A 15,892-nucleotide genomic window follows, 5' to 3' on the forward strand; every position below is an offset into this window, starting at 1 on the left:
ATTGAGTCTATTTTTTTGAATCGTATTATTAGTTTAGAATTTCAGGAGTAAAAGAATGAACACCACCCACAACTTAAGTCATGGGTGGTGCCATCAAAATATCTATTGAATAGAATTATTTACCCTTTCTTTTTGCTCTACAAAATAAGGTTGAAAATTGTATTTTGAATAATCATCCCATCGAACATTTACCTTAGGTAAAAAAGATTGAAGCTGTTGGATCTCCTCCTTGTATTTTGGATTACCAGCTTCATTAGAAAATTCATGAGGATCTAAAGCATGATTGTATAGTTCTTCACTTCCGTCTTCGTATTGAATGTATCTAAACCCATTCGATTTTATTGCATGATTGTTATAACCAAAAGTAGTCATGGCATAACTTTGTCCCTCTTCTTTTCTATGCATTACCCCTACTAAACTCTTTCCTTCATTGCGTTGATATGCAGGCAGGTGACATAGTTCTAACAGCGTAGGATATATCGATAGCATTTCTGCCGGTGAACTGATCACTTTATTCTTTGGAACTCCAGGACCTGCAAAAATTAAAGGTGCATTAGTGGCCGACTCCCAAAGTGCATGTTTAGCAAACGTACCTTTCTCCCCTAGTCTATAACCGTGATCAGACCATAATACTATAATGGTATTATCTGCATATTCACTATTTTCTAAGGCGTCTAATACTCTTCCAATTTCATAATCTACAAAGCTAACACAGGCCAAATAGGCTTGGATAATTTTCTTCCATTCACCATTTTCCTTTGCCCATTGAGTACTAGGCATCATAGGTAAATCATTTATTTTTAATGCTACTGATGGTACATCATCTAAATCATTTGACTGATAAGGAGCCACCTCAATACTATCTAAAGGATGTAGATCAAACCACTTTTGAGGAACGTATAAAGGTACATGAGGACGTAGAAAACCAAGTCCCATAAAGAAGGGTTGGTCGTATTGATGATCCAACCTTTCCATTGCCCAATTGGCCGATTGATGATCGGGCATTAATGAATCTACTTCTGGATATGCCCCCCAATCTGTACTTGTTCTGCCATATTTTTTACGATCTGATTGTCCAAAACCATCCCATACAAATCGTTTTTTAGGCAAAGGGCCAAACCCTTTTACTCTACCACCTGATTCGTCAAAAACATTTTTAGGCGCATGTATATGAAATAACTTACCTATCCCCATAGTATGATACCCTTGCTGCTTAAAATACTCTGGTAGGAAAGTAATGTCTTTTGTTGCTTTGTTCCCTTCCCATCTAATTTTAGCATCTGGAGTCATTCCGTAAATACCTGTTGTAGACGGTCTCAAACCTGTCATAATAGAGGCTCTAGAAGGTCCGCATAATGGTGCTTGACAATGGGCATTAGAAAAAACAATTCCACTTTCTGCTAAACGATCAATATTAGGTGTTTTTGTATTTGAATATCCGCCCAAACAACCTAACCAAGTATTTAAATCGTCTACAGCGATAAATAAAACATTAGGTTTTTCTATAGTTGATGTTTGCTTTAATGGTTTATCACCTGATTTACATGCTACAAACATGGAAATCATGACAACCCATATGAAGTATTGTTTCATAACTTTTTCTTCGATTTATTGTGATAGAAAAGAGCTTTTATCACTTTAGGTTTTTATTGCAAAATAATTTGATTTACCGATAAAGGAGGTAAACTAATACTACCGTCTCCTTCTTTGATTAATCGTTTTGGATCTGCGTCAATATCAATATTTGGTACGGCTCCTAAGCTATCAAAAACAAGTGCATGATGTGTAAAAGATCCTTCATAATCAGAACCTCCCATCTTAAGATTGAATTTGGCTGGCTTATTTGCTAGATTAACCGCTACAACTACCTTTTTACCTTCTTTTTCAACCACAGATGCATTTACGGCATTCATTGTCCCGTCTATTTTTGTCGACTCAATTTGAGACGCTACCACATCTGCATCCATAAAGTTTTCTTGAAAAATCTCATATACCGATAAATAACCTCTTTTTTGAAGTGGATAAATAGGCTTTCTTCTTTCATCAACAACTACCATTGGGTTCAATGCTTTATTGAATATGAACCAATTAGCACGATCATAAATATCCTGATTTTCGGCCATAAATAAATAGACATCTGCCATCCCTAAACAGGCTGCAGAATTTACCTCAATCTCACTATTAGCACTTACTCCCCATTCGGTTAACCAAATAGGTTTATCACCGGCATGACTACGAATCCAGTTCACATCCTCAGCTAATACCTCTCTCGATGTTAAAAGCGCACTGTAAGCTGAATTACTCTCCCCAGGTACATCAGGGTCTGACCCCATATATTTATGTAATGAGATTGCGTCAAAATATTTTTTATCATCAATAATGACCTTGTTATAAGCTTCATGAGACCTTCTCCAACTTATTGGAATAGATACTCTCACTTCTGGAAAACGTTGATGTAAGGCATCGGCCACTGAAGATGCTCTTGTCAAATAATCATATTCTGTAGGCACTTGATTGGACCTTTGGGACTTCCAAAAATGTTCATTTCCTAGTTCAATATCTTTAATTTCAAACCCTAAAGCAGCATCTTTTTCTGCTCTTGCTAGGCAGCTCTCTGCATCATCAAAATTCATAGAATAGGTCCACATCATATGGAAACCTCGACCATATTGTTCTTTTTTCTCGGTATTTAAAGAAGCAATTTGATTGATATGACCTTTGATTTTTTCGGCATAGATGTCTAATGCCCCTTCATGGCTTTTGTTATCCCAACTATCATTCTGATAACCATCAGTTTGCCATTCATAAAAATTAGACCATAAACCACTTGGGAATCGAATACTTACAGGATTAAACTTTCTTATAAAATCTTTTTCTGTTTGGGTATTGAACCCTTCAATATTATATCCTAATAAGGGATTTTTAAACTTTTCTTTTTGGCTTGTTTCAACTGTTAACGTTGCTTCTATTCTTGTAGGTAAGTCAAAAGGATAAATTTCCGGACTTACTATTAATTGATCCTCTAGTTCTTCTTCTTCCTCCTCTTCTTCATTTTCTTCCTCTATGATCTCTTCTAAAACTTCATCTTCTGCTAAACTTTTCACACAACTCATGTTGATAGATAAGAGCATAAAACAAAGAAAAATGCTAAGTATTGCTTTCATAAGAAATTGATGTATAATTTGAATTTATCTTTTTACATTTTCAATCACTATTAAAAAAATAGAGATGTTTCTACATAATATTAAATGATAAAAAGGTTGCCTTGTCATTCAACTAGGCAACCTTTTTTATCCTTCTTAATAAATTACTCTACTAAAATCTTTTTCGTTTCAACACCTTGTTTAGTGATGATCTCTAAAATGTACATTCCACTTTTTTGCTTAGGTACATTTAAAACAGTTTTTCTTGAGAATTCACCCTCACTTACAAGCTGACCGCTTAATGTATACAATTTATACGCAGCATTATCACCTTGTGTTAGCTCGATATTTACCACACCATTTGAAGGGTTAGGATATACATTAGAAACACTTTGAAGTACATCAATAGATGTTACAGTTTCATATATAGCTGTAAGAGACATATCTTTCGTCACCTTAACAGTAATTGGATTATCCGTTCCGATATAGTCTCCTGACCATGATACAAATGAATAACCTTCTGCTCCAGTAGCGGTTAAAGTTACTTCAGTGTTGATCTCGTAAACGTCTTGTTCAGGACTTATAGCAACCGTACCGTTATCAGAATTTACTGTTAAACTAAATGTTTTCACAGCCCATACTGCAGTCACTTCCATATCTTCAGTTACTACCGTAGTTTCGTCAAAGATTTCGCCTGTGCTAGTTTCCCAATGTTGGAAATTATTTTCTATTTGTACAGGTTGCTCTGGTAATTCACAAGTACCATCAGCATTTGTTTTTACAACAACTGTATTTGTTCCATCATTAAATGTTACATTATAGAATACGATGCTTGTCTTGAAATTAGCAGTGATATTTAAATCTTTAGTTACTGTAACTGTTAAAGGATTCTCTGTACCTTCATAATCACCTGTCCATGATTCAAACTCATAAAATTCATCTGCTGTTGCAGTAAGAGTTACTTCTGTATTTTCTTCATAGTTATCTTGTTCAGGATCAACGGCAACCGTTCCGTTTTCAGAAGTGATGTTTAAAGTATATTTCTTCACATCCCACACTACAGTTACTTCCATGTCAGCAGTAACTACAGTATTTTCATCAAAAATTTGTCCATCACTTGTTTCCCAATGCTTAAATGTTTTATCAGGATTTGTAGGAGCATCTGGCAAGTCAACTGTTAGGTCTGCTTTCGTTGTTTTTACTGTTGTACCTACACCATCATTAAATGTTACTTCATAAGTAGCACCTGCTTTGTTTAGTACAAAATAATCAACATCAAAACCAAAGTTTAATAGACTGAATCTTAACACGTGAACACCTGCTTCCATTGTATATGTACCAATTTTTTCAGTCATGAAAGATTCAGATCCTGTATTCGTAAGTACTTTATTGCTTTCAAAAGTAATACCTTCATCAATAAAAGATACCGTTAATTGCGCGTAAGCAGGGCTTCTTCTTGTTTGGTGATTTACTAATAAATCGTAGTCTCCAGTTTCAGGAACTTCGATAGTGTATTCTAACCATTCCCCTTCTTTAATATCACGAACTTTTGTACCGTCTGTAGAGATATCTACCATCTCTTCCGATCTAAAATCTGATGCATTATTTCCTTTTTTATCCCAATATGCTACGTTTATTCCACCGTTGTCATAATGTTCAAATTCGATTCTGTTAGGAAGTTGATGAGGAGTCTCATCAGGAGTAAATGCAGTTTGCTTAATTTCAGAAGCTTCTACCACCGTAATAGTAACAGCTTCCGACGTTTTTCTAAATGTTTCGTTATCAACAGCTACACAAGTAATACTGTAAGTACCTGTCTCTGTTGGTGTCCATGTTGTAGAATAAGGTGCAGCAGCATCCGATTTAATTTGATCTCCATTCACCTTAAAGTTTACTCTTTCAATTCCAGAGTCGGCAGTAGCTGATGCAGAAATGGTTATATCAAACCCTACAATATGGGTTGAACTTTGAATTGGTGTTGTTAATTCTACTACAATACTTTCTTGAGCAAAAGCATTCTGAGTAGTAAAGATCCCTAAAAGTGCTAGAGCGAAAGTCAAAACATAATGTTTTGCGATAGATGTTAATCCAGAAATTGTTAATTGTTTTTTCATCATACTTTAATTTTATATTGTTATGAATTTGAAAAAGTGATGTTCATGAGAAATCTATCAGTGACTTAAGAGTGATATTTAGTCGAACTACAGAAGTCACTGATCTTTTTAGCACTACTTAATCAAAAGCTTTTTCGTTTCTACTCCTGAAGATGTGATGATCTCTAGGAAATAAATGTTATTTGTTTTGTTTGGTATTTCTAAAGAAGTTTTATGGTAAAAATGACCTTGACTAACCAATCTTCCGGTCATAGAATACACCTTATATTCAGCATTTTGTGCCGTTAATAATTCAATTTTAAAAAGTCCATTTGATGGATTCGGATATACTTTAGAGCTGCTCTGTAAATTATTTATTGAAGTAACTGGAGCATTTACTGCTTTAAAAGTAGCTTGAAGATTAAAGTCATCGTCTATCGTAATTGTCAAAGGATTTTCTGTTCCTTCGTAATCACCAGACCAAGCTTCAAATTCAAAACCTTCTTTAGCTGTGGCTGTAAAAGTGTATTCGAATGCATCGTTTTCGGTATAAGTAACTTCCCCTTGATCTTCGTCGAATTGAGTAGTAATCGTGAATTTCTTGGTCCAAGTGGCAACAACTTCCATATTTTCAGTCACTATCGTTGTTTCATCAAATACTTCTCCTGTTGCCGTAACCCATTCTTTAAAGTAATAACCTTCTTTAGTAGGTGGAGTTGGTAAATCACAAGTACCATCATCTTTTACCGATTTTACAATTGTATTCTCTTCCGTTTTAAAAGTGACTTCAAATTCACTTTCAACTTTATTTAATTCAAAGAAATCGACATCCCAACCAAATTCTAAAAAGCTAAAACGAAGAACGTGAACACCTGCTTCCATATAAAAAGTACCAATATTTTCACTTATGAAAGATGAACTTCCTGTGTGAGTAAGTACTTTATTGGAAATAAAAGTGATGTCCTCATCAAAAAATGATACCGTTAATTGTTCTACATCAGGTACTCTTCTACTCTGATGATTTACGATCAATTCATAATCTCCTGATTCGGCTATTTCAATAGTATACTCTAACCACTCCCCAGTTTTGATATCTCTCACTTTTGTACCGTCAGAACTGATATCTACCATTTCATCTGGGCGGAATGATGAAGAATTTTGATTGATCTTATCCCAATAAGCTATATCAATTCCTCCGTTATCATAATGCTCAAATTCTATTTTACCAGGAATTGCATGCGGTTGATTATCTTCTGTATACGGCCATTGTTCTGGCTTAGGTGTCAATACTGTGATTGCCTTTTCTGTTACTTCTTCTGCTACATTTTTAGCCACCAATTTTAATTGATATTCAAAATCAGTAAGGTTACTTAATGCAGGGATTGAAGCGGATGACCATACAAATGGAGCAGTTGTTAAAGTACCCACATTCACATCATTCACCATCAAAGCAACTTCTGTAAAGTCTGTACCTACAATGGCGGTTAAATCTAAATCACTTCCCGTCGGAACTTCTGTATTATCTGTTAGGTCTTTAAAGATTAATACACTCTTAGGGTCTGCTACTTCAACATTTACTTTAGCTACAGACGATTTCTCATCTAAAATATCCACTGCTTCTACTTCAATGCTATATTCTCCTAATGCATCTGGTGTCCAATCAATAGTATAAGGAGCAGAAGTGATGGTACTTAAGGCTTGACCGTTTACACTAAAATTCACTTCCTTAATTTCGTTCGTAGAAGTGATTTCGGCATTTACAGCCACTGTTTCTCCTAATAAATGTGTTGAATTTTCTGTTGGCGAGGTAACGGTTACTTTAATATCTGAAATACCTAGATCGAATACTTGAAGGTAAGCTGTTCTTTCATCGCCTGTGCCTCCACTTTCTTTTAAGAAGTAGTATACCTTTCCGTCATAGACATTTGCTACACCTTTATCAAAGATAGGTCCTGTAGTATGTTGGTAAACTGTTTCAAATTCGCTTGCTCCTCCTTTGGTTTTTACAATGTTTACTCTACCACTTTTTAAACCAATGACATATACATCGTCTCCGCTTGTATATAATTCACTACCTGCTGTATATTCCACAGTAGTAAATTCGCTATCAGCATTCTTTTTGTAAGTGTGTAACTTTTTAGTGACATTATTTTCTTTGTCCTTTACTGTACTTACAAAATGTACATCTCCCTGTTCTGTCACTGTCCAATCAAAACCACTAACGATATGAACCTTATCTTTTTGAGTAGTTTCTACCCAGTCTCCAGGTTCACTCACTTTAATTAAATCAGCATCTGCTAGAGGTCTTGAAAAACCTGTACCCGTGTAATCTTTCCATTCTGATAAGCCTTTTGGATCGTCTGAATAAGCATAATAAATACCGTTTTGATACTGATACTTATCTGTTCTATTGTTTGAACGACGTTGAAAACCAATTCTAATTTTACCATTCACATACTTAATATCTCCGTACAATCCCCAGTTGTATTCTGAACCGTAATTGGTTGCTCCAGATCTATTAAAGTCTGTGTATCCGTGCCATTCGTTACCATCATATCTTGCAAAAAGGAAGCGACCATTTTCAGAATACCCGAAACGGTTTTTCATGAACAAATCTCCTTCGTCATTAGTAAAAAATGCAGGGTAAGTAAGTAGCTTTGTTACTGTAATGTTATCAATTCCTTTAAAAGAAAGGTGTTTGTAGTTTCCTTTTTCAGAGTTAACAAAACGCTCTAATGTAAATTCATCATCAGGTACAATGGCTGCACCTTCTTCTGTGTACGAATATCTTAAATAATCTTCTGTACCAATGTTATCTTTGGCAATGTTTCCATTTCTGTGTAAATCATATAACATATGTACTGTATTGTCTTTCGGACAGATACCTACAGAAATAGTGTTATGTGTTTCACCAATCCACCATTTACCATTGTACCCTGTATGTTGATGTGGGAACTCAATGGTTTTTGAAACGCCAGTAGTCATGTTATATCGAGTTAACATAACATGTCTATCTTCTTTACCTCCACGATACCAAGTCATGAACACAAAATTTTGATAGACTTTGATACAATCTCCGTGTGGCGTTAACGCTCTACCATAGACATAATCATATCCTGATGGATTGTTGGCTGTGTGGTTTAAATCTACTTTGTTTCCATCAAAATACATGATTTTATCAGATACCATTTGTTCCAATTCAAAAGATACCTGTGCGTTTGTATTCTGAAAAATAGCAACTCCGAATATAAATAGAGAAGTAAAAAGTAGATGATGTTTTGTTAAGGAATTAAATCCTTGAAAAAGTAATTTTTCTTTCATACTGCTTATTCAATAGTAAAGTAAAGTGTTAATATTTTGAGTAAATCAATTACTCTTAAAAGCTGATTTCATTTCATACATAATTCATTAAATCTTAAAAAATAAACCAATTAGTAAGGTCATAAATAGCCTGATTTTCCGACATAACAGATAAACATCAGCCATCTCTAAACAAGCTGCAGAGTTTACCTCTATATCTATGTTAGCACTTACGCCCCATTCGGTTAACCATATAGGTTTATCGCCAGAATGACGACGTATCCAATTAGCTGCTTCTGTTAGAATCTCTCTTGATTTTAAAGAACACTATATATCTGATAGTTTATTTTATAAGAGTAATTCATACATTTCATTTGAACCTAAAACTAGAAGAAAGGGAAGTGAAAATAATCTAAAAGAAAGGTAGATTAGTACAGAAATACCTTCAAAAAAGGTGTCTGAAGTAAAAAAGTAGCCCAAATGGATGAAAAGAATAAATAAGCGTTCCCGTTTATTCTTTATTTAAAAAATTTCTGATTTCTATCTCTATTATTGAATACAGAGAAATCAGTAGACTATTTTCATTTTTCGCTTCAAATTGCTTTTTTTGTAATTTTTTTTAGGGGCAAAATTTGTACTGGTCCAATGAGTCCCGAAGGCAATAACTTGTCTGTTGCTTTCTGAAATGAAAAAGCACTAAAGGTTGTTCGAGGACCTTTGGGTAAAGGTTTATTTTTCCTAAACCATTTAGGCATCATTTCCCTCTCTCCTGCTTCTTTATTTCTGATTTCATAATTGATCTGATTGGGAAGTTTTTCATCGCCTATCAAACGGTTCGTCCACTGATTTGTCACTTTAATGATTAATTCATTTCGTCCTTCTTTTAACCCCGAAGTAACATCCAAACGGTAAGGAGCCACCCAACTTACACCTACATCTACACCATTGAGTTGAACTGATGCAATTACATTCACTTTTCCTAAATCTAATTTAAATTCTCTATTGGATTGAAGTGTTCCTTTCTCAACTTCAAAAGATGTTGTATAAATTGCTGTACCTGAATAATGCTTAATTGTATCTAATTCATGTTCGCTCCAATCAAATAAATAATTTGTTTCTAGACTTCCTTTGTAATGATCTTCTTCTCTAAAATCAACTTTCCATTTACCATTTACCTGAATAGGACTTGGAAGATCAGTAACAGTACTTACCCATTGTTTATCATTTACTTTACAACTATAAGTGCCATTTCCCTCTACTAACATCGTAACTTCATTACTCTTTTCATTGGTAAAAAAGAGAGGAGCAGGTACCTGTTCTGAAGGAGTATAAATTACTTTTGGAAGGTTATCTGATTTTTTGGAAAAAACAACAAATACTGATTCTTGAGGTTGAAGTTGAATTGGTACATTTGTTCTTCCATTATTATGGCTATATTCTGCCAATACCGTCACTTTTCCGTTCATTGGACGCCACAATTCCGGCACTTTTCCATCTACTAAAAAACTACAATCTAAAACTTGTGTTTCTGATAAACTATGATTGTAAATGAAATAAATATCTTCATCTTCAGTACGTCTGTGATAATAATTAAAATCTGGTTGACCTTTAACAATCAAGTCTTTATGAATGTTGTTTGCTTCAAATATTGTTTCCCATTCATCACTTGAATAGGTTTTAGGATTAGACCATATTGCAGCCACCAACTGATCAAACTCCTGATTCATCGCTTCTGTTTTGAGGTAACCACCATACTTTAATGGTTTTTTACCAATTATTACAGCTCCTTGTTGTGATAATTGATGTATCCCTCTTAAGGTTTCAAGACTAATTACCTGTATTCTTGGAAGAATTAATGCTTTATATATAATTCCATTAGGCAATACTAGTTGACCTTTTTCCACTGAAATACGATTAATAATCACATCTGAATTTACACAATCGTATTTATAAGCAGAAGGAATTTGAGGCTTTATTTGACTAGGATGCACTACATGATTAGGTGCACGATCACCCACAAAAACCAAAAGATCCAATACCGGGTTTCCCTGACGTAACATATACGAACCACGAGATAAATATTGAAACCAAGCAGGTCCAGCACTTTCCCACCATGTTTGGGTGCGGTCAATATGAGAACCCACGAAATGCATCGACATTCCTGGTTTCACATGTATATTAGATTGATGAGCAAAACGATGAAACATGTACTCGTTTATACCATTTGTCCATTCATAATCTCCTTTCTGTTTGGCTAAAGCAGGATGAAAACTCCAATTTAATTTTGTACTTGTAAACGCTTCTGCTGATATCACATTTTTACCATAAATATGTCCAGAAGAAACCGGTGCTCTTTTATGTCTATTGGGTTTCCCTAACCAAAATTCACCCATCGGAATATCCGCACTTCTTCCTGCATCTAAACTATTAAAAGGACCTACAAAACCATAGGGCTCTATATAAGATATTAAGCCATCTTTATGACAAAGTTCAGTGAAGTAATCAAAGTAATTGGCCACCATGAGGTCACTTACAAGGTTTTTCATATCCCAAAAAACATCCTCTATCGTTTCTGTATTCTCAATATATTTACCAGCAAACATTGGCAAAAATGGAACAAAGTCATAGCCAAATTTATTTTTAAAAATACTTTCTAAGCCATCGGTCCAGTTTTGCGGACCTACTTCATAACTATCAATTTCTACATATTGAAGTGCATTTGGAGCATCAATTTTTGCTTGTTTTACCAATTTCCCCACAAATGCATCATAATGAATTTTTAGGGCTTCACGACTCAACTTATCAACTTCTAGTCCCGTTCCTTCTTCCGATGCAGGTTCATTAACTGCTCCAGAAGTGGTATACCCAAAACGCATAATTGTCCAATTCCCTTTTGGTAGTGAAGTTGTCAAAATACCCGATGCATCCATTTTGTCTGTTAAAACAACAATCTGATCTTTTTTAATTATATCAGATGCTTTAGGCGTACCAATCGGTCTTCTTTGTCGACGGTAAGAAGTAAATTCTAAAGCATTTCCCAGCACATAATTTGCAGAAAGATCCATCTCATAAATGCCACAATCAGAAGCGGCAACTATTCTAAAATATCTTGCTGTAACGGCTTTAAAATGTTCCAAAAAGTAACATTCATCCTTACCTATACGTTCAACTTTTGGTTTTCGTACTAACGTGAAGTTTTTTCCATCATCAGATTTTAATAACTCAAAACTCCCTTTTCGTTTATTGATAAATAAGGAGATGGATTGAATAGTATAGGGTGCTCCGAAATCGTACTGCACCCACTCTTTTGCTTTCAAGTCAGCATATGTATCTATCTTTTTATCCACTGCTAAATTTTTATCAAACCCTGAATAAGAAGAGGTAATAATAGGCTTCGCTTTTTGATCAAGTAGTTCTGTTGCTAACGAAGGATAAGCCACCACTGCAATATCTTTATAATAATCATAACGTGTTGGTGGTTGAGGTAGTGCTAATTCGAGATTCTCACCACCTTGCGTTATTGTCTGACTATTCACTACAATTTTCATGGAGTGTTCCGGTTTTACCCAAGGACCACCACTCGACGTCCATCCATCACAATTATGAACCCCAAAACTTAACCCTCTTTTTTCACATTCCTTGGCTCCATGTGTTAAGATATCACGATGTTTCTTTGAATTATAAAGTACGTCTCCTTCAGGTAATCCCATAGAAACATTGAACACTAAGATGCCTCCGATTCCCGCTTTATCAATTGCTTCAAGATCTTTTGTAAAACCTTCTTTCGACATATTGTTACTATTTACATGGTACCATGTACGAGGTTTTACATTGTGTGGGGGATTTTTGAAATTCTTTTCTAATTCACCTTGTTCGCGTTGTTGAGAAAGAGTATTAGAATAGCTAATCAATACCGTTAGAATAGATAATATAAATAATTTCATAAAATGTTGATATGACTATTATAGTTAATTGGTAAGGCTATATATTCACAAGTAAAGATACCTCAGGTCAATTACACCATATTAACGGTCTTCTGTAACTCTGAAAAATATGCACATTCTTCTGCATTCGGCTGGAAAGTATTTATCTGATCTTAAGCATTCTATATGATTTACTCCATTAAGAATACCTTCTATGAAGACCGATTCTTTCTTTACGTAAAAGTATTGTTGTTATTTATCTCTAATCCACAAATAATTCATCGATATAAGGTCCGCCTTCTCCAGTGGTTTCTAATCTAATCTCGTTCGCTCCTTCTTTAAAATTGACAATAGTAGTGACGAATTTCCATTCCTTTTCCCAACCACCGGTCGGATTAAATTCGAAGGTTTTAATGTACTCACCATTCACAAACAATTTCATTGGATGTAATTGCTTCACATTATTATGCATGTACCTAAATCGAATACTAAAGTCGCCTGCTTCTCCATCGTTTTCTTTAAACCATGTGATGGCTCCTTCTTTATCATCAAAAGCCACAAAGCCTTCTCCTTTATATCTGTAGGCATCGTCTCTAACTTTAGCCTCTCCTTCAAGTTCTGCTACTTCAGCACCGATGTTAATTCCACGTCCAATCCATATGTCAGCAGAATGTTCATTTCCCCAGAATAACCCTTCAGTTTTACCGAAACGTTCTTCCATGCTGATTAAAACATCATTTTTGTGCATCACAATAGCTTTCACTAGCGTACCGTCTTCTACTGTAAATGCCTCCTTATATACTTTGCCTTCTGTACGTGGATCTGTACCGTTTGTAGTATATTTTATTTTTAATTTTAATTTCTTCGACTTCCCAAATAAGTTTATTTGGTCGGCATCAATTGTAATTATATTCGATAAATAAAGTGCCTTATCACCTAAAATTGAAGCGGTAACAATAGCCCCTGATTGTTCTTCTTTTTGTTGTACGAAAAGACGGGTTTTACCGAAAAACATATTTCTATAATCCGATTTTGTTCGACTTGTAGGATCGATTGGATTACCATTTTCCATGGATACCTTTTGAATATCACCGTAGAGTTTATAATACACTCTGTTCTCTCCGTAAGGATACAATTGATTGTTATTATCCTTACTCTGAGAAGTGATGATATAACTTGCATTAAAGTTATCTTCTGCAGGAATTGTGGTCACTTCAGTAGATAATTTTGATGGGGTAACACTTGTACTCACTTGTGTTCTTTTTACCTCTTTACCTCCATTGTAAGCCACTGCTTCTAGTGTACCTTCTTGATATGGAACCATCCACTCACATTGCATTTCGTTCCAAACAGTGCCAGGCTTATCTTTTCCTAATGATTGACCATTGAAAAACAGTTCTACCTCTTCTGCATTGGAATAAACCCAAACTGGAATTATTGTTCCTTTCTCCATTCTAGGATGTGTCCAATGTGGTAAAACGTGTACCATTGGTTCGGTTGTCCATTGACTTTGATAGAAGTAGAAAAGGTCTTTTTTGAACCCGGCTACATCTAATGCACCACCCATAAATAAATTAAAAGGTAAACCACCATGTACTAATCCTGCCTCACCATAATAATCAAATCCTGTCCATCTAAAATGACCACTTATCCAAGGATTATCTCTTACCTGTTCCCAGCTTTTTCTAGCCGAAATTCTTACCGTTGCATTATCGTAAGAAGAATTAAAACGTTGCTTTCTGTTCTTCCATTTTTTCGGGTCTAACCCTTCATAAAAAAAGATCTCTTTTTCTGTTAAGTTAGGTAACTCGTACGTACCTGGCAATACATTATCACGCCACCAAGTTTGTGTACGGTAATACCCTCTAGTTTGCCAAGTATGTGGTGCTTCTGTAGAAATGAACGGCTTTGTAAAACGTTTATTTTCAATAAAGGCTTGTGTTTCAGACCCGCCATTAACACCAATAATGTCCATATCCTCGCTGTTGCCTGCTCCAGAAGTGTATAATCTTGTAGGATCTAAATTCCTACTAAATTCTACTAATTCAGGGGCAATATCGCTATGTGTTTCATTGCCTAAACTGTATACAAAAATACTTGGATGATTTCGATCTCTCGTAATCCATTCTGTTATATCACGTTGCCACCACTCGCTAAAAGCTTGTTTCCCGTAATCTTGAGGTGCTTTTTTATGCCATCCATCAAAGATTTCATCCATCACTAGCAAACCAATTTCATCACAAATATCATAAAACATTGGAGGTGTCGGATTATGTGATGGGCGAATGGCATTTATACCCATTTCTTTCAATAGATTAAGCTTCCATCTCAACATAGGCTTTGTCCAAGCACCGCCTACAGGTCCTCCTTCCCAATGCTCACATACTCCTTTTAGTTTGAGATTATTCCCATTTAACCAAAAGCCTGTGTCTTTATTCCATTCAACTGTTCTAAATCCGAATCTTGTGTCTATCTCATCGATAGTTTTATCACCCAAAATAATTTTAGTTTTCACAACATATAAATTGGGAGTATCAGGGCTCCATCTTAGAGGTTTTTCTATTTCTAAGTTTACACTTAGTGCTTTTGAATTATCTTCTATAGTTTGAAGAGTTGATGCAATAGATTTCCCTTCCAAAGTAACAATTGAAGCTTCTAATTGAAGTCCATTTCCTTGCGTTTTAGCAGACGATACATCTACTTTAACATTCACTTTACCCCTAGCAGGTGTGATCTCTGGAGTGGTCACAAATACTGAATTAGGTAAAATATGAACTGGGTGAACTTCTACTAATTGAACCGCTGCATAAATACCACAAGGGTGATACCAACGAGCAGAGGGTTCTAAACTATTATCTACTCTTACAGCTATGCTATTTTCGCCTTCTACCAAATATTTTGATATGTCGTAACGAAAACTAATATAACCATAAGGTCTTTTTCCTAGGGAAGTCCCATTTACCCATACTTCACTATTCATATAAACACCATCGAAGTTAACGTAAGTGATTTTAGAGAAACTTGTTTTATTCACAAGGAATGTTTTACGATACCAACCAATACCTCCATCATGATAACCTCCACCTTGTTTTTGATCTCCTCCGGTTCTTACACCTTTGTTAAAAGACCAATCGTGAGGTACATCTAATGTTGTCCATTTGCTTGCATCAAAATCCTTTTGTGAAAATTCGGTTTGATCCACATCCATTATAAATTTCCACTGTTTATTAAAGGGTATCTCTACTCTTTGAGCATAAACATTTGAAATTCCAATTGCTAGAATTGATATCAATAAATATGTAACCTTACCTAATTTCCACATAATAAAATTTTTATCTCTTAGTGTTTATCAATAGTGAAGAAGAGTAACGAGAATCCTATGATTTTTGATCGGTCTCCTTTCAATCATCTGTAAAATCACAGGTATTTTTTC

At 35.0% G+C, this 15,892-nt stretch carries 6 protein-coding genes; all 6 read right to left on the reverse strand.

The window, feature by feature from the left end; all coding sequences use genetic code 11:
• Window positions 1-102 precede the first annotated feature (102 nt).
• Window positions 103-1,593 (reverse strand): sulfatase, encoded by a 1,491-nt coding sequence (locus tag NH26_RS23340; RefSeq protein ID WP_084812354.1) that lies wholly within the window; start codon window positions 1,591-1,593, stop codon window positions 103-105.
• A gap of 53 nt (window positions 1,594-1,646) precedes the next feature.
• Complete coding sequence (locus NH26_RS23345; protein WP_206780207.1) at window positions 1,647-3,164, reverse strand: hypothetical protein; 1,518 nt, start codon at window positions 3,162-3,164, stop codon at window positions 1,647-1,649.
• 143 nt (window positions 3,165-3,307) lie between these two features.
• On the reverse strand, window positions 3,308-5,257 hold the full coding sequence (locus NH26_RS23350; RefSeq protein ID WP_158022023.1) for an InlB B-repeat-containing protein: 1,950 nt from the start codon (window positions 5,255-5,257) through the stop codon (window positions 3,308-3,310).
• Between the two features lie 114 nt (window positions 5,258-5,371).
• Entirely contained in the window at window positions 5,372-8,557 is a 3,186-nt protein-coding gene (locus NH26_RS23355; RefSeq protein ID WP_071397281.1) for a BNR-4 repeat-containing protein, read from the reverse strand.
• Window positions 8,558-9,129: 572 nt separating this feature from the next.
• Entirely contained in the window at window positions 9,130-12,480 is a 3,351-nt protein-coding gene (locus NH26_RS23360) for a glycosyl hydrolase (RefSeq protein ID WP_052431683.1), read from the reverse strand.
• Between the two features lie 241 nt (window positions 12,481-12,721).
• A complete protein-coding gene (locus tag NH26_RS23365) occupies window positions 12,722-15,781 on the reverse strand; it encodes a glycoside hydrolase family 2 TIM barrel-domain containing protein (protein ID WP_044217009.1) in 3,060 nt (1,019 codons plus the stop codon).
• Window positions 15,782-15,892 lie beyond the last annotated feature (111 nt).

The organism is Flammeovirga pacifica (assembly GCF_000807855.2).
GTDB lineage: Bacteria > Bacteroidota > Bacteroidia > Cytophagales > Flammeovirgaceae > Flammeovirga > Flammeovirga pacifica.